Here is a 17,001-nt window from a genome sequence, read left to right as displayed (position 1 = left end):
GTGCTTTTTCTGTATCATAATTGACAATTTTAATTGTCATGAATATAATTGTTCTGACAACTATTTAGGAAGGAAGATCGCCTATGCCTGGTTCCTCACCTCAGCAATTTCTCGGCTTCCTGCTCGGCTCCACCTACCGGAGGATTTCAACGGCCTTTGCCCGTGTGCTGAAGCCTTACGATATTACCCCTGAACAATGGTCTGTCCTGCTAATGATCGTAGACCGGGACGGAATTAACCAGAAAGAGGTCGCCGCATCGGCAGCCAAGGACCAGCCAACCACTGCCCGGATCGTTGAACTTCTTCAGAAAAAAGGTTTTATCACAAAAACGATGAATAAGAGTGACCGCCGTGCTTTCCAGCTCTACGCAACTGAGGAAGGCAAAGCATTAATCAAAAACACTCTGACCCTGGAGCAGCAGGTGATCGATACTGCCGTCACCGGACTGACCTCTGAGCAGCTAGAACAGCTGCGGAAGATGCTTGAGCTCATCTATCACAACACAGGGAACCCACATCAAGAATAGGAGCAATTCGTATTGAATACTAACTCTGAACGTTTATGGACCAAATCCTTTGTCCAGCTAACTCTCTGCAATCTGCTGCTGTTTACCGGCCTGCAGATGACATTGTCCACCCTGCCGGTTTATGCTGAAGGAACCCTGCATGCTTCCTCCGTGCAAATCAGTCTCGTAACGAGTCTGTTCGCCCTAAGCGCCATCGCCTCCCGGTTATTCGCCGCCAAAGCCATGGAAAAAGGCGGCCGCAATCTACTGATCTTCCTCGGTCTGGCCATCTCTCTTGCTGCTGTAACCGGCTATTATTGGTCAGGAACCATTATCGTCCTGCTACTGATGCGAATGCTCTTCGGCATAGGGTTCGGGATGGCCAGTACCGCATTTCCCACAATGGCCTCAGATGTCATACCCATCCGCCGGATGGGAGAAGGCATGGGCTATTTCGGCTTATCCACCAGTCTTGCGATGTCCGCCGGCCCGCTGATCGGACTCAGCCTGCTGCAGGGACCGGGCTTCGGTTCACTGCTCCTGAGTACCGGCCTAGCGCTTGCATTCATTCTGCCGCTTGGCTACCGCCTGACTAAGGGCCTGCCGGCGAATCACAAAGAACCCGTTCCGGTATCAGCACCTGGCCCTAAGGGCAGTGTATTCCGCAAGCTGTTTATTCCCTGTCTGCTGAATCTGTTGCTGTCCATCTCGTACGGCGGACTGCTTGGTTTTCTTGCCTTATATGGCCAGGAGGTTCATCTGGATCATATCGCTTACTTTTTCCTGTTTAATGCAGTGGCCATCGTCATCATACGGCCGGTCTCCGGCAAAATATATGACCGCTTCGGTCCGGCTGCCTTACTGATTCCCGGCAGCCTGTTCATCATAGGAGGATTGATGCTGCTCTCTTTTGCTGCTTCAACCGCCGCGCTTTTCCCCGCCGCAATTTGCTACGGCATCGGCTTCGGATCCATGCAGCCTGCGCTACAGACCTGGATGATCCAATCTGTAGACGCGCGGCAGCGGGGCATGGCGAACGGCATGTTTTTCAATTCACTCGATTTAGGGGTAGCCATCGGCACGATGCTCCTTGGATCAGTAGCCCTTTATAACTCTTATGCTGTAATGTACCGCTACTCAGCACTTGCTCCTCTTCTGCTGCTGGCCATCTACATCATTATTCTTACGGTACAGCGCCGCAACCGTACTGTATTATCGGGATTCTCCAATAAATAAAATAAACAAAACGCCAAAAGGCTAAAGACCTCATCCGCTTCATGGATGGTCTTTAGCCTTTTATAGTAACAGCAGGTGCGGTGAATCAGCTCTTCAACGAAGCTGTAGCCACGGATTCACGGGCTGCGGCGGGCAAAAAGCGGCTAAGCTGCCCCAGACTGTAGATATGAAGCAGATGCATTGCTCGGGTGCAGGCTGTATAGAACAGCTTGCGTTCATTTTCTCTGCTGTATTTCTGGTCCGAGCCGTCGTAAATAATAACCGCATCGAACTCTACGCCTTTGGCCAGGTAAGCCGGGAGAACCAAGGTGCCCTTCTGGAAATTAGGAGTCTCCTTGGTAACCAGTCTGACCGGAAGCCTGTTCTGAAGCTTGGTATACACATCTGCGCTCTCCTCTGCTGTTTTGCAGATGACCGCCACATAATGGTAACCGGCTGCATGAAGATTCAGCACATCCTGCTCCACTGAAGCCAGCAGCTCAGACTCACTGTTCAATACAGTTAGCGAAGGTGTCTCCCCGCGGCGGTTAAAGGGAACGATCCGTTCTCCGCCTGGAATCATCGCCCGCGTAAACTCTACTATTTCGTAGGTCGAGCGGTAGCTGCGGGTCAGGGAGATCACCTCAGTATTTTCCTCACCGTAAATACTGACTAGGCCAGCCAGGTCACCCAGCACTTCTCCCTGGGCATAGATAGCCTGGTTCAAATCGCCGAGTACCGTCATCTTGGCCCGCGGGAACAGCCGGCGCATGAACTCCAGCTGGAACGGAGAGTAATCCTGAACTTCATCCACAATCACATGGCGGATCAGGGTATTCGTCCGGAAGCCTTGGCTGAGTTCTTTCAGGTAGAGAAATGGAGTCGCATCTTCATATGCAAGCTCTCCGGCAGCGATGGTATCCAGCGTCATAGCACAGATTTCAGCCCATGCCTCCGGCAAAACGTTTTCTCCATTCAGACTGTCGATTAACTGACGGTCGGTAAACAGTCTGCTGTACAGCCCCTTTACATCAACGAAACGTCCACGTTTGGTCCAAACCCGGAGCGGCTTCAGGCGCTGGCTGACAATGTAGCGGGCCAGCATGCTCTTTTCGGTATCAAAATCATCAAAGCTGTTGTCATGTCCGCCGCCTTTGCGCCGTGTCATCTGGTAAGCACGCTGATAATCGCTCGAATCAAGCACTTCAATCTGATCTTCAACCCAGGAGGCGCTGCGCTCTTCCACACTGAAGGCGGCTATTTTTTTGAGCAGCCAGCCTGTCATAAGGTCGATCCGGTTCGCCAGCTTAATATTAGAGTCATATGCATAAAACTGCCGTTCCATCTCTTCTTTGCTGACAACTGCCCGTCCCTGGAACATCAGCGGTTTAAATTTCATGCCCTCATGTTCCAGCAGATTCACATAACGCCGGATGGCATCCAGAAAAGCAACGGAGGATTTATAGCCAATTCCTTCACGGCGCACAGCCGCAGCCGGACCATCCGGCGCGTTGAGCAGGCTCTCCGTCTGGCTAAACACATCCTCCAGCTGGAATTCCTGGCCCAGCCGGTGTTCCAGATACATCTGGAATGTAGTCTGCTGCATGTTTTCTTCGCCAAGCTCAGGCAGAACCGTGGATACATAGCTGTTAAACAATGGATTCGGTGAGAACAGAAGCATCTGATCCGCCTGCAGCACCTCACGGTATTTGTAGAGCAGATAGGCGACCCGCTGCAGCGCTGCTGATGTTTTGCCGCTGCCGGCCGCCCCTTGGACCACCAGCATACGGCTCCGGTCATTGCGGATTACAGCATTCTGCTCTTTTTGAATCGTTGCGACAATACTCTTCATCCGGTCATCCGCACTGTGGCTGAGCACCTGCTGGAGCAATTCATCACCGATGGTCATACCGGTATCGAACATTACTTCAATAATGCCGTTGTCGATTACAAACTGGCGCTTAAGCTCCATGTTCCCGTTCACCAGGCCGCCTGGTGTCTCATAAGCTGCGGGACCGGGTGCACCATCGTAATACAAGCTGGAAATCGGCGCCCGCCAGTCATAAATCAGGAATGTGCCGTCATCCTCCATTAATGATCCGATTCCGAGATAGATTTTCTCAGCCCCGCTGTCCCCGCTTTCAGAGAAATCAATTCGTCCGAAATACGGGGAGACTACCAGCTTCTTATATTTCTTAAGCGCTTTGCTGGACTGCAGGTGATGGCGCTCACGTTCATTCAGAATTTGCGCCTGCTGCCGCAGGCTTGTAGAAGTTTCACCCAGATCATCCGGGCTGCTGAAGTTCACGGTAACCTCTTCCCAGAAGTCTTTGCGCATATCTACCACATCGCTACGATGGAGGCCAAGCTCCTCCGATAATTGCCGGATACGGGCAGTAAGCAGCTTCGTAATTCCCGTTACCCTTTTTTGTTCCGCTTGCCACTCGCTATCATGTTTCTCCAATGCATTTCATCCCCTTTGGAAGGTTGACATTACTATTCGTACATGGTATAATTAAATTGACTATCTATGTCTAAATTCTTCCATCTTTCGATATCCTTATATTCTAACAACTTCGCTGCACTTTTTCAAGTCGTACAGTGTTTCGCAACATGCTCTAGGATGTTTTTTTATACTATGTATAGGATCCGGCCCTTGGGGCCGGATTTTTTGCGTTTAGCTTAATAGTGCAGTTATTCCTTCTCATCGCCGTTCAGCCGGTTGATCTGATCCGCCAGTTTGTCGAGACGTTCGAGCTGGTACCCATAATCATAAATCGCCGCTGCCACAACTGACAAGCGTAATTGTCCCGATTTCTCCGGGTCATAGCCCTGAATCGCCGCATTCAGAAAATTGTCATTGTCGTCTCCGAGCGGCTCCGAGTCATTAGCACCCGGCTTCAGCTTATCTTCGAACTTAAGAAGAATGTACTCATGGTATTTGATCAGCTGCTCTAAATGCCGGTCAAACAGCTCATCCGTCCGCTCCGTCCGCTCCGCCTGGAAATAATGCCGGTCTACCGCTTCCAGCACCTCAAACCCTTTTTGCAAGGAATGCAGCAGGTTCTTGTATACCACCATCTGTCTGGTCTGGCTGTACTTTGCCCGGCGCAGCTGCTTCTGCTCTTCCTCAAATAAAGCATATTTGTCAGCCAGCGCTTTTATAGAGCCTTCGAGCGCATTCTTCTCATCACGAAATACACTCTCCTTCATCTCATGCGACACTGCAGTCCGCAGCAGCAGCGAAAGTCCGGTAAACACGGTCTCAATCTGCTGGATGTACTGCTTACGCGGCTTCGGCGGAAATACACTGATATTGATAATGAATGCTGAGACAATCCCCGTCAGGGTAAGCAAAAACCGGGTCAGCGCGAACTCCCATTGTCCGGAAGCCTCCATCACCGAAATGACCGTTACCAGAGTCAGGCCGATGGTATCGGCACGGTTCATCTTCATACTGATCATAATCACCAGGATACATACAAGTCCAACCGCAATCGGTTCATTGGACAGCAGCATACCCCCAAGCAGCGCCAGCACAGCGCCCATGGTACTCGTCTGAATCTGGTCCAGGAAATAACGCCATGAACGGTAGATGGACGGCTGCATGGCAAAAATTGCAGCAATCGCCGCACCGACAGGAGAAGTGAAATTCAGCAGAGCGGATAAATAGAGGGCAAGGGTAACTGCCATTCCTGTTTTTAGTATGCGGGCGCCAAAAGCCAAATCCATCCCTCCTAAAGTTTTGTTTAGCATAAGCTCCATTGAATTTACTTCGACAAAACTCGCTTCGGAAGCATATGCTTAAAGTTTTGTTTAGCATAGGCTCCATTGAATTCACTTCGGCAAAACTCGCTTCGGAAGCATATGGTTAAAGTTTTGTTCACACCTTTTATGTATATCCTAAAGAGCTTCGGTCAATCTCTATTAGAGTACAAATGTAATTACCCATGAAGCAGGAAGACGAATTTTAGAAAGTCTTAAGCTGGCTTTCAGAATTCTTTCAGCTTCCCGGGAATACTGGTTACGGCAGTACCATCACATACCCGAGAGGTGACCCCATGAATAGCAGCATTAAAAGAATGACTGCATTAGCGGCAGCCGTCATGCTAAGCCTGACACCAGCCGCTGCATTTGCAGAGAATTCTTCCGGCAGCACACCCGCGCCATCAGCGGACAGTGTTCGATCCGGTCAAGAACAGCCGTCGCATCCGCACCACGCGCGGGGATTCAGGGCAGGAGGACATTTTATCCTGAGTGAAACCGCCAAACTGCTGGATATGGACCGCGCTGAGCTGATGAACAGCCTGAAGAGCGGACAAACCCTTTACAGCCTGGCAAAGGAAAAAAAGGGCTGGAGCGAAGATCAATATATACAAAAGCTGAGCGACGCGGCAAGCCAGAAGCTGGATGAGTCCATTCAGGACGGCCAGCTTACGAAGGATGAAGTCAAAAAGCTGAAGGCGGGACTTCCCGCGCTTCTGAAGCTTAGCATCAGTAATGCCGCAAATGCCCATAAAGGCAAGCCGTCAGAGCAGCCACTCAAGACTAAGTAAAGCATTATAATACGGATACCTTAGCAAAGCTAGCCGCTGGTATCCGTATTTTTTGTACAGACCAAGCTTATTTCCGCTGCTTCCTGGTCCGGTATGCCTCGAAAATTGCGATAGACAACATCAGCCACGCCCCGCTGGCAGCATATCCCCCGATAACATCGCTGGGATAGTGGACACCCAGATAAACCCGGCTCCAGCCAATACCAGCTGTCATTAAGACAGTAAACAGAATGAGCAGTATCCTCTGCGCTCTATGCCGCATATGACGCCAGAGCAAATAGGCGATAGCCCCATACAAGGAAAAAGCCGCCATGGAATGTCCGCTGGGAAAGCTGAAGCCTTCCTGTTCGATCAAGCGGTGAATTGTAGGCCGTTCGCGGCGAAACCAAAACTTGAACAATGTATTCAGCAGCTGCGAGCCTACTGCAACCCAGACAAACAGGATCAGTTCCATCCGATGTTTAAGCACCAAGAACAGTAAGGTTATAGTTACCAGTGATATGACAACAACAAACCAAGTCGAACCTACCAGTGACAGGTTTTTGGCTATCGCAGTAAGTACAGGCGACTCTGCCGACTGTACATTACGTATGATGAAGTTATCAAAGGATGCGGTCCGGTCAAACATTACTAGTACGGCGATGACAGCAAAGCCCAGCAGAAACCACAAGAATAAGCGGCCCCCTCTAGACCAGTTCCGATAATAAAGCATAACTACCCCCTTGTTTATTTTGTAGTCTATGAAGTCATTTCCTGGGATAGGTATTCCCGTGTTATAATTAACCCGGAAGTTAATTCATAAAAGATGGAGTGCTGCCAAGTGGAAAGTCTAAAACTACAGGAACGTTTGTTGAACCAGTGTATTTCAACAAAGGTGCCCGTGACGATTTTTACAACCAATGGGGTCAAGATGCAGGGACTCGTTACCTCTTATGACGCCTATACAATTACCCTGCAGGGCCAGGGTGATGGCAGACAGAACGTTTTGTTCAAATCAGCGGTCTCAACAATCGTGCCGTTAAAGCCCGTCTCGCTCAAATAAGCTATTCTTCCCTTTATCATTTCAGCTTCTTCAATCCGACAAACGAACATAACAGTTTAATTCAAAAGGAACACCGGCGCTAACCCGTCCGGTGTTCCTTTTGCCGGTGTTCAGCCGGAATAAATAGCCGCTCCCTATAATGGATATAAGTCTCTTAGACAGGGAATACAGCCGGTTTCACACAAACAGGCTTGGACAGCTCCACAGTATTACCTGTAAAGCTCAGCCGGCCGGTGGCTGTATCCAGTGAGAATACCACCAGATTATTCCCATCCCGGTTGGCTGCGATTAAGTATTGTCCGTCAGGAGTCACAGTGAAATGACGCGGATGCCCACCCCTTGTGGACACGTGCTCCACCAGCGTCAGCGCTGCAGTGTCCGGATTCACAGCGTAGACTACAATACTGTCATGTCCACGGTTGGAGCCGTATAAGAAACGCCCGTCCTTCGAGAATGCGATCTCCGCACAGCCGTTCTTTTCCGACGGGAAATCTTGGGGAAGTGTTGACATGGTATCCGCAGTCTGCAAAGTTCCTGCCTCACTGTTATAGAGGAACGAAGTGACTGTGCTGTTCAATTCGTTAATAACATAAGCCGATTTGCCGTCCGGGTGGAAGACAAAATGCCGCGGACCTGCGCCGGGCTGCACCTTAGTTTCGCCATGAGCCTCAAGGATATTCCGATCCCGGTTGATGCGGTATGAACGGATCAGATCGAGACCAAGGTCGGAAACGAACAGGTACCGTTCATCCGGACTGAAGATAGCGGAATGCGGATGCGGCTTTTCCTGACCGGGTACGCTTCCTTTACCGGTATGTACAGCAGTATCTATGAGCTGCAGGGGCTGGCCGTTCTCATCCACGGTGATTAAGCCTACCAGGCCGCCGTGATAACTGCAGACAACCATATATTCACTCTCAGCATCCCTGTTAATATGGCAAGTTGTGGTTTGCCCTGCTCCGAGAGCTGGCATCGTGGGAATCCGGTTCAGTTCGGTCAGCTTGCCGGTTAGCGGATCAATCGCGAACGAGACTACCTCGCCTTCCTTGCCGCCTTCACCATTCGCCTTCTCCCCAATTGCGTATAAACGATGATTCGCAGCGTCCACGTTTACAAAGGTAGGGTTAATAATGCCTTGTACACTATCCAGCAGGTCTAACGTGCCCCCGGCGTCTCCGTTAAATTCATACACCTGCACTCCATTTTCCGCCGCACTCGCGTAGGAGCCGGTAAACAATAACAGCTTTGAATGCTCATTCATCTCGGTAATCCTCCTCCATTAGTCCATCCGGTGTTTAGGCATACCAGCCGTCATTAATTCAGCAGCCATCTTTATAATTTACAATTTTTCAGCGTCTATGACAAATGCAACGGAAAAAATGACAAAAAACATTTCAAAAATAAGACTTCTCAAGAGAAAAGAATTATGCTATAATGAAAGCGCTAACATCTGTCTTTTATTTTGTATAAAGGGGGAACACGAATGAGCAGCCTGCTGGAAGCCAGAAACGTATATGAGGACTTCGAGGTGGAAACAGACATTCTGTTCTTTAAGGTCGGAGACCATGATTTGGTCATCTTTCACGGCAGAAACTATAACATTAAAAAGAGAATGACTGCCGAGCAACTGAACCGCTTATTGTCGAATCCCAGTTATTATCATGTCTATGGAGGCTGCTACGTGAATCTGAATAAGATCAGTGCCATTGAAGACGACTGCATCTATTTCGGAGAAAAGGGCCTCTACGCTAAAAATGTCCGTGTACCCAGACGGAAACAGGAAAGCATACGCCATTTGCTGAAAGGGCTTACTTCTTAAGCATCTGAAGTGGATACAAGAATGCGAAATCCGTTACACTTTATGCATTCTTGTGACTTCCTACAAATAAGCCGGAGGTGCGTGGGGATCCCATGCCGCTCCGGCTTTTTCCTTTTTATTAATGGAAACTTAAAAAGAAATTATGCTTTTTTATACTTTCTTAAGGTTTGGAATCATGATTTCTGGTAAAGTTGTAGAAAGACAGGCATCACCTATATCGAAGGGAGTCATTAATTATAATGGACAAAAAAGAATTTGAAGGCAATGAGCAACAAAGCAGCAACGGAACACCGGAAGAGGTTACCGCTTCCGTAAACAACAATGAAGGTTCACTCGAAACAGAAGCAGCACCTGCTCCTGTACAGGAAGTTACAGCTACAGAAGAAGCCGCTCACAATCCGGCTGTTATCCCTGCTCAAGACGGCGTCACTGAAAGTGTTCCTGTAATGAGTAAAGTAGGCGGCAGCACTCCTCCTCCTTCTTCCCCTTCTTCTAAAAGCGGCAAAGGATGGATGATCGCTTCTATCGTACTCGCTGCAGCACTGATTATTGTACTAATTAAACCGCCATTCCAAAAAGATGACAGCAGTACGGCGGTAGCTTCCGTAAATGGTACGGATATTACCAAAGAACAGCTGTATGATAAACTCGTTAAAGCCGGTGGTGAGTCCACCCTGCAAAACCTGATCACCACTACACTCGTAGATCAGGAAGCCAAGAAAGCCAACATCACCGTTACTGATGAAGATATCAAGACTGAGATTGAAGATTTGAAAACCCAGTTCGGCGGTGAAGAGGCACTGAATTCCGCATTGGCACAAAGCTCGATGACACTTGATGATCTTAAGGAGCAAATGCCGCTGCAGGTTGAGATCCGCAAGCTGCTTGAACCGCAGGTTAAGGTGACGGATGAAGACATTAAAACTTACTACACACAAAATAAAGCTACCTTTAACCAGGAAGAAGAAGTTCGCGCTTCCCACATCCTTGTTGCAACAAAAGAAGAAGCCGACGCTATCGTTCAACAGCTTAAGGACGGTGCCGATTTCGCTACTCTAGCTAAAGAGAAATCCTCGGATACCGGTTCGAAAGATAAAGGCGGGGATCTTGACTTCTTCAAGAAGGCAGACATGGTTGCCGAGTTCTCGGATGCCGCCTTTAAACTTAAGGTCGGAGAAACCAGCGGTGCTGTGAAGACCGAATACGGTTACCACGTCATTAAAGTGACTGACCGCAAAGAAGCTAAAGAATATACGCTGGAAGAAAAGAAAGACGAAATCAAAAAGACACTGATTTCGCAGAAGGTTTCTGAAATGTCTTCCACTTGGCTCCAGGATCTGACAGCCAAAGCTAAAATCACTAACACGCTAACTGATAAAGCGGAAGCATCTGCTTCTCCAGAGGCCAGCGCAGAAGCAGCAGCAACTGAAGCTCCGGCTACTAAATAATTAAGCACATGATCACAGGCCCGGCGGATTCCGCCGGGCCTGTTTGTTGTCTGCTGGACTTACAATCAGATCATTCTCCTATTATGTGTTTTTCTTGCGGATTTGTTTATCATGATTCTCGCCCCACTCCTTGGCCTGTGCCGTGGCAATGGAGATAGCCCGCCCTTCGTCATAGCCATCCTCCAAAAGTGCATTGGCAATTTCAATCGCCTTGTTGCGCACGGGAGCCATGAAATTCTTCAGCGAATCCGGATATTCATCCTTGTTCCAAGGCATAACAAAAACCTCCTTGATCAGGTTATAGTTATACTTAGCCTGATCCAGGAGGTTCTAAACATTTCTGTTATGTGCCTATTTAAACACTTTTACACGTTCTTCGATCGGTTGGAATTCTTTTTCCCCTGGAGGGGTAACAGTCTTGCCGAATGGCATTTGGGCAATCAGCTTCCACTCAGCCGGAATTCCGAACGTTGCTTTTACTTCGTCGTCAATCAGCGGGTTGTAGTGCTGGAGTGAAGCGCCCAGACCTGCTTCAGCAAATGCCGTCCATACGACAAACTGCAGAATACCGGAGGATTGGTTAGACCAAATCGGGAAATTATCAGCATACAGCGCAAAGTTCTCTTGGAGACTCTTCACGACTGTCTGGTCTTCGAAGAATAATACTGAGCCGTAGCCGGCTTTGAACGAAGACAATTTTTGCGCTGTACCTTCGAATTGCTCAGTAGGTACAATCTTACGCAGCGTTTCTGCTGTTATATCCCACAGCTTGTCGTGCTGTTCGCCCAGAAGAACTACAGCTCTGGAGCTTTGGGAGTTAAATGAAGTTGGGCTATGTAATACCGCCGCTTCAACAATATCCTTGATTTGTGCATCGGAAACCGGGGATTCTTTGCTGATGGCGTATATGGAACGTCTTGCTTCTACAGCTTCCAGGAATGTTTTAGACATAAAATAACTACCTCCATTAATATTAGTAACTTACTTTTTTATATCATAACACTTATATTCCGATAAGACAACAACTATTTCACAACTTTTTCCTAAAATCACACGGAGTCCCCACACTTATTGTCGCAGTAATCCGGTGATTTATTCACCTTCCACTATTTTCTATAATCACATAGACCATTTTCGAAACACCTCCTATTTTCCGATATACAATGTAGCTGCAGATAAGCTACAATAATTCAGCCAAATTGCTGAAGGAAGGTCATAAATATGAAACTAGCACCGCAAAAAGCGCCTTATCCGCTAAAAAAAACACCACTATTCGCTTTATCTATACTGATTATCTCCGCAGCACTTCTGGGAGGTTGCCGGGACACAATATCGTCAACTGTCTCCATTGAAGCTTCCACTGTCTCCGCTACCTCAAATGCTAAGGACTCTAAACAGCCTGTATCCTTCTGGGTAGCTACCGACACCCATTATCTTGATAAAGCACTGCAGGACGGCGGAGCCGCCTTTCAAAGTTATGTATCCAGCGGCGATGGTAAAATGCTGCCTTACAGTGATGAGCTGATGGAAGCACTAGTGTATGATGTGCAGCAGCAGAAGCCGGAATTCCTGATCCTGAGCGGTGATCTGACGAACAACGGTGAAGTGAGCAGCCATAAGCAGCTTGCAGCCAAGCTGAAGCGTATTGAGGAGCTGGGCACCTCTGTTTATGTCATTCCCGGGAATCATGATCTGTTCAATCCTTGGGCAAGAGCCTTCAAGGGTGATCAGCAGATTGTTACCGGGCACATTACCGATGAAGACTTTACAACGCTATATGCTGACTATGGATATGATGAGGCAATATCGCGGGATCAGAACAGTCTAAGTTATGTTGTCAGTGCTGCACCCGGATTATGGCTGCTCATGATTGACAGCAGCCAGTACCGGAACAATGAGAAATACGGATTTCCGCAGACTGACGGACGAATTCTGCCCGAGACTTTGGACTGGATGGATGATTGCGTCAAGCTGGCAGCAGAACAGCATGCCTCCATCATTACAGTAATGCACCATAATCTGCTCAGCCACACCTCCATGCCTATTTCCGGTTTTACGCTGAATAACAGTCAGGAAACGATGAAGAGGCTGCGCAAGGACGACCTCAATCTGGTGTTATCCGGTCATATCCATATGCAGGATATCCGCCGCGATCCGGCCCCAGGTCAAGAGAGTACAGCTGACTCCGATGCCCTGCCGGTATATGATATTGCCACAAGTGCATTTGCCGTCAACCCGCATCAGTATGGTGCCATGACCTTTGATCCGCTCTCTCGAAAAGTCAGCTATCATACGCAATCTGTTGATGTAGAGGGCTGGGCTGCTGCGGAAGGGATCAGCGACCCCAACCTGTTAAACTTTAAGGCTTACGCTGAGCAGAGCTTTGCCGGGGGGTCTTACAACAAAGCATTAAATAATCTGCAGGATAGTCCCTTCACGGAAACGGAAAAACAGTCCATGGCTGAAATGATGTCTAAGCTGAATGTGAAATATTTTGCCGGTCAAGCCGCCAGCGCGGCCCCTGAGATCAAAGCCATGCCCGGTTATAAGTTATGGGAGAGCCAGAAGGAAGGATTCATGTCGGGATATATTGACAGCATGCTTGAGCCGCAGGAAGTGAGTAAGGTATCGCTCGAAATGACCCTGACCACACAATAGGAGCCTGGACTCCGTCACAGGTTAATCCCATTGAACCCAATCGATGCAAAAAAGGCCGGAGCCCTGATTTCAGGAGCTTCGGCCTTCTTGTGTTATACATAATAAGATATCCTAAGGACGGTCAATGAATATATAACCTTCCTCATCCTTCTCTACCTTGGCATGCAGCGCCTCTGCAAGGATGCGGAGCGGCACATAGGCATCGCCGTATTCATCAACGAATACCGGTTGTGGAAGCTTCACAGAAACGCCTTTAATGAGCGCCTGATCAGAACCGATTTTGAACACCAGCTTATCGCCGTATACATCATCGGTAACTGTAATGGCCCGGTTTGCACCATCCCATGTCACGGCTGCATCAAGGTCTTCTGCCACGTAACGCAGCGGAACATAAGTCGTGCCTCCATCAACAATTGGATAATAATACTCATCATCCGGAGCGATAACTAAGCTTCTCGCCGTAATGCCTAAGTCATCCTTGAGCAGATTATATACGGTAGAACCCGTTTCAAAGCTGCGAAGGGTTTCACCTGGGGTGAGATTGGCTGTAGACAGATCCAGTGCACCTTTTGTAGGGATCGGATCAGCTGTAACCGGTCCGTTCACATTCCAGGTCTGACTTTCCATCTTCATCGAAAGGCTCTGGATCGGCAGATCTTCACTGGCTGGCAGTGCAACCTTAAGATCAACATTCTGCTTACGAATGTGCAGCCCGCTGTCCACGAATAAATCCACCTGCAGCTTCGTATCTTTGCTGAGAACGGTCTTCAGCTCAGGAGTAGATTCATAAAGACTTTCGAGCTGTTTATCATAAACAAGCAGCAGCGCATCCACGGCCAGCTTAGCAGCATCATGGGCTACGGTTACAACACCTTCTTTGTCGTTCAGCGGAATCTCACCAAATCCGAGATCATTCAGCTCTGAATCCACACCAGCTGCGGTCAGAACCGGATACAGGTAATCATAGAGGCCGCTGATCAAAGCAGTAAAGCCTTCTGTATCTTTGGAGACTGATTTCAGGAACCCTTTCACTAAAGCAGGCAGCTCATCACCTGTGATCTCCGTATGTAGCTTAGTCAAATTCAGCTGCTGGCCATAGACGGTTTCACTTACCGAAGAAGCACTGATGGCGGCCGGGTTCGGAAGATTCTTCACAACAAACCCTGTAACGAGCTTGGAGATATCCTGGATTTTGGCCTGATCCAATCCTTCAATGCCCATGGATTCTTCATAGCTCTCCAGCGGGAAGTAGAACGGCTGCTTCGCGCCTTCAGCGGTGAACACAACCGCTTCCTTATCCATAAAGAAGGTAAAAGGTACAACGGATTGTTTGTACGTAACCGATCCGGCAGCAGAAACGTTTCCGTTATCCTGCAGCTTAACATGAGCGATATTCACTGAAAAAGAATTAATAAGATCGATGATTTCCTGATCTTCACTGGTTATTCCGCTTGCCGGAACCACATTTAAAGCAAAGGTTGTACTTGATTCCGACGACTTAACATCCAGACCCCCCAGCAGTGCCTTATTGACATCCAGACCGCCAACGCTTTGGCAACCTGCCAGAATCAGCAGCAGTGCCAGAACCGGCATCAGCCACTTTGCTCGTGCTTTCATTTTCCTCATAGCAAGACTCCTTTTACGAATATTTGTTAAATCTATCCATCAACTCAAATGAGGAAGGACTTGAATTTACGAGTACCTTTATGTAAAAAATTCAAAAAGTGAGCAGACTCCTCCACTCAATAGTTACCCATTCTCTGGAAGTTAGAATCTTCACTGCTGCCAGCACCGCCAGATGAGCCGGATAAAAGGACCACCATACCCAGCGCGGCAGTCGTTTTTTCTCCAGAAAGCCCCATACCCCTGGCGTTAAGGCGATGAATATTGTAGGAACAATGCTGAACAACTGGACCAGCCAGCCACTATAAAATAAATAGAAGCCATTTAGCAAAAAATGTCCCGCAATCATCCAGTAGGAACGTGCATAACGAAAAATTAGCACCAGAAAGAGCCCATAGGCATTGTAATCAATCGGAAAATAATCCATCAGGAAAATGGCCGCCAGCACAACCGGAATGCCAAGCCAGAGCGACGGCAGCTCATCCAGAATGACCAGTACGACGGCGGACAGCAGAAGCGTAAATACAACATTCCAGCCGCCGGGGTCCAGTGCTAAATTATAAGGGACCTGGGCAATTAAGGCAATCAGGAACAGCCTCCGCAAATATCGGGGCCTCGATTTAGTATGTATATGCCCTTGCACCAGCGCGTAGCAGTAAATCGGAAAAGCGATTCTTCCAATATATCTCCAGCCAAGCTCCCCCGGGAAAAAAATATAGCCGATATGGTCAATCAGCATGGTCAGCATCGCAATAATCTGCATCTCCGGCCTCCTATAAAGTTCATCAGGTTAAAGTTGGCTTCACATGATTGCATAGACAATTATTTGTGCCTGCATCCATATCCTACAAGATATACGTCAATTAACACAAGTTGTTCCATCGGATATCCAAAAACAAAAGCCGCTTTCCCGGCAGACCGGGAAAACGACTCAACATTCTTTCTATTATTATCAAACTTCGCGTCTAAGCTGTCTTTGACTTGTTGTAAATATCGAAGCCTACTGCGAGCAGCAGTACCAGTCCTTTGATACCCTGCTGCCAGTCGACACCCAGGCCAACCAGGGACATTCCGTTATTCATGACGCCCATAACCAGACCGCCGATAATCGCCCCAACCACCGTTCCGATCCCGCCAGAAGCCGATGCTCCGCCAATGAAGCAGGCTGCAATGGCATCCAGCTCAAAGTTGGTTCCCGCCTTCGGTGTTGCCGAGTTAAGGCGTGCAGCAAAGACCAGGCCGGACAATGCGGCTAGTACACCCATGTTAACGAATACCCAGAAGGTCACCCGTTTGGTTTTCACACCGGAGAGGCTGGCTGCCTTCTCGTTCCCGCCCAGTGCATAGATATGACGGCCCATCGTCATGTTGTTCATGACAAAGGAGTAAATCGCAATCAGCACCAGCAGAATTACAAGGATGTTCGGAATTCCGTTATATTGCGCGAGAACGAAAGTGAACAGATTAACTACAATAACCAAGGCAGCCGCTTTGGCAATGGGGATCCATACCGGCGGAAGCTCAAACCCGTATTTCACGGAGGTTTTACGTGTTCTGAATTCCTGATAGACGATCAGTACGGAAAGAATGATGCCTGCGACCAGCGTCAGCACATTCAGTGAGCTTTCACCGCTGAAATCCGGGATGAAACCCGAGCTGATTTTTTGAAAAGCTTTGGGAAAGGGGGCGATCGACTGCCCGTTCAGCACAATCATCGTTAACCCGCGGAACAGCAGCATGCCTGCCAGAGTAACGATAAATGCCGGGATTTTGATATAGGCGACCCAGAACCCCTGCCAGGCACCGACAAGCGCGCCCATCAGCAGGGAGAGGATGACGGCAAGCACCGGATTCATCTGCATATCCACCATCATAATCGCCGACAGTGCCCCGATGAAAGCGGCAACGGACCCTACGGAAAGATCGATATGTCCGGTGATGATAACCAGCACCATGCCGATAGCAAGCACCAGGATATAGCTGTTTTGCAAAATAAGGTTTGTGACGTTAAGCGGCTTGAGCAGAATGCCGTCCGTCAGAATCTGAAAGAAGACTGAAATAAAGATTAAGGCAATAATCATGCCGTATTGGCGGATGTTCCTTTTGAAAATTTCACTAATTGCTCCCATATGGT

At 48.6% G+C, this 17,001-nt stretch carries 16 protein-coding genes; 7 read left to right on the top strand and 9 right to left on the bottom strand.

The window, feature by feature from the left end:
- Nucleotides 1–83: 83 nt before the first annotated feature.
- Both L6H70_RS02035 and L6H70_RS02030 read left to right on the top strand, forming a co-directional pair.
- Entirely contained in the window at nucleotides 84–527 is a 444-nt protein-coding gene (locus tag L6H70_RS02035; protein ID WP_236329278.1) for a MarR family winged helix-turn-helix transcriptional regulator, read from the top strand.
- Between the two features lie 12 nt (nucleotides 528–539).
- The gene (locus tag L6H70_RS02030) at nucleotides 540–1,742 is read left to right on the top strand and encodes an MFS transporter (protein WP_236329276.1); all 1,203 of its coding nucleotides are present in this window, start codon (nucleotides 540–542) and stop codon (nucleotides 1,740–1,742) included.
- 85 nt (nucleotides 1,743–1,827) lie between these two features.
- On the opposite strand, the gene helD is transcribed toward L6H70_RS02030, so the two are convergent.
- Nucleotides 1,828–4,185 carry an RNA polymerase recycling motor HelD gene (gene helD / locus L6H70_RS02025; protein WP_236329274.1) on the bottom strand — a complete coding sequence of 786 codons (2,358 nt, stop codon included), beginning with the start codon at nucleotides 4,183–4,185 and terminating at the stop codon, nucleotides 1,828–1,830.
- A gap of 230 nt (nucleotides 4,186–4,415) precedes the next feature.
- A complete protein-coding gene (locus L6H70_RS02020; RefSeq protein WP_236329272.1) occupies nucleotides 4,416–5,447 on the bottom strand; it encodes an FUSC family protein in 1,032 nt (343 codons plus the stop codon).
- Between the two features lie 335 nt (nucleotides 5,448–5,782).
- Between L6H70_RS02020 and L6H70_RS02015 the strand changes: the two genes are divergently transcribed.
- Nucleotides 5,783–6,277: a hypothetical protein gene (locus tag L6H70_RS02015; RefSeq protein ID WP_236329270.1), complete on the top strand. Its 495-nt coding sequence runs from the start codon at nucleotides 5,783–5,785 to the stop codon at nucleotides 6,275–6,277.
- 67 nt (nucleotides 6,278–6,344) lie between these two features.
- Here L6H70_RS02015 and L6H70_RS02010 read toward each other — a convergent pair whose 3' ends face one another.
- On the bottom strand, nucleotides 6,345–6,947 hold the full coding sequence (locus tag L6H70_RS02010) for a phosphatase PAP2 family protein (RefSeq protein WP_236329268.1): 603 nt from the start codon (nucleotides 6,945–6,947) through the stop codon (nucleotides 6,345–6,347).
- Between the two features lie 135 nt (nucleotides 6,948–7,082).
- On the opposite strand from L6H70_RS02010, the gene hfq reads away from it, so the two are divergent.
- Nucleotides 7,083–7,319, top strand: a complete 237-nt coding sequence (gene hfq / locus L6H70_RS02005) for an RNA chaperone Hfq (protein ID WP_054940279.1) — start codon at nucleotides 7,083–7,085, stop codon at nucleotides 7,317–7,319.
- 154 nt (nucleotides 7,320–7,473) lie between these two features.
- On the opposite strand, the gene L6H70_RS02000 is transcribed toward hfq, so the two are convergent.
- Nucleotides 7,474–8,580 (bottom strand): lactonase family protein, encoded by a 1,107-nt coding sequence (locus tag L6H70_RS02000; protein ID WP_236329267.1) that lies wholly within the window; start codon nucleotides 8,578–8,580, stop codon nucleotides 7,474–7,476.
- Between the two features lie 222 nt (nucleotides 8,581–8,802).
- On the opposite strand from L6H70_RS02000, the gene L6H70_RS01995 reads away from it, so the two are divergent.
- Both L6H70_RS01995 and L6H70_RS01990 read left to right on the top strand, forming a co-directional pair.
- A complete protein-coding gene (locus L6H70_RS01995) occupies nucleotides 8,803–9,138 on the top strand; it encodes a hypothetical protein (RefSeq protein ID WP_206104527.1) in 336 nt (111 codons plus the stop codon).
- 239 nt (nucleotides 9,139–9,377) lie between these two features.
- Nucleotides 9,378–10,586, top strand: coding sequence for a peptidylprolyl isomerase (locus L6H70_RS01990; RefSeq protein WP_236329265.1), 1,209 nt, complete (start codon nucleotides 9,378–9,380; stop codon nucleotides 10,584–10,586).
- Between the two features lie 81 nt (nucleotides 10,587–10,667).
- On the opposite strand, the gene L6H70_RS01985 is transcribed toward L6H70_RS01990, so the two are convergent.
- Nucleotides 10,668–10,862, bottom strand: a complete 195-nt coding sequence (locus L6H70_RS01985; RefSeq protein WP_236329264.1) for a DUF2188 domain-containing protein — start codon at nucleotides 10,860–10,862, stop codon at nucleotides 10,668–10,670.
- A 75-nt stretch (nucleotides 10,863–10,937) separates the two neighbouring features.
- Nucleotides 10,938–11,537 (bottom strand): nitroreductase family protein, encoded by a 600-nt coding sequence (locus L6H70_RS01980; RefSeq protein WP_236329262.1) that lies wholly within the window; start codon nucleotides 11,535–11,537, stop codon nucleotides 10,938–10,940.
- 270 nt (nucleotides 11,538–11,807) lie between these two features.
- Here L6H70_RS01980 and L6H70_RS01975 point away from each other — a divergent pair, with 270 nt between their 5' ends.
- Nucleotides 11,808–13,244 (top strand): metallophosphoesterase, encoded by a 1,437-nt coding sequence (locus L6H70_RS01975; RefSeq protein ID WP_236329259.1) that lies wholly within the window; start codon nucleotides 11,808–11,810, stop codon nucleotides 13,242–13,244.
- A gap of 111 nt (nucleotides 13,245–13,355) precedes the next feature.
- On the opposite strand, the gene L6H70_RS01970 is transcribed toward L6H70_RS01975, so the two are convergent.
- From L6H70_RS01970 to mmsB, 3 genes are all read right to left on the bottom strand, one after another.
- Nucleotides 13,356–14,870, bottom strand: a complete 1,515-nt coding sequence (locus L6H70_RS01970) for a copper amine oxidase N-terminal domain-containing protein (RefSeq protein WP_236329257.1) — start codon at nucleotides 14,868–14,870, stop codon at nucleotides 13,356–13,358.
- A 91-nt stretch (nucleotides 14,871–14,961) separates the two neighbouring features.
- Nucleotides 14,962–15,630: a TraX family protein gene (locus L6H70_RS01965; protein WP_236329255.1), complete on the bottom strand. Its 669-nt coding sequence runs from the start codon at nucleotides 15,628–15,630 to the stop codon at nucleotides 14,962–14,964.
- A 202-nt stretch (nucleotides 15,631–15,832) separates the two neighbouring features.
- The gene (mmsB, locus tag L6H70_RS01960; protein WP_236329253.1) at nucleotides 15,833–16,996 is read right to left on the bottom strand and encodes a multiple monosaccharide ABC transporter permease; all 1,164 of its coding nucleotides are present in this window, start codon (nucleotides 16,994–16,996) and stop codon (nucleotides 15,833–15,835) included.
- Between the last annotated feature and the right edge of the window lie 5 nt (nucleotides 16,997–17,001).

The sequence above is a fragment of the Paenibacillus auburnensis genome (assembly GCF_927798115.1).
GTDB classification, from domain to species: domain Bacteria; phylum Bacillota; class Bacilli; order Paenibacillales; family Paenibacillaceae; genus Paenibacillus_AQ; species Paenibacillus_AQ auburnensis.
Note: the sequence above shows the minus strand (reverse complement) of the source record. Positions and strands in the feature narration are given on the sequence as shown.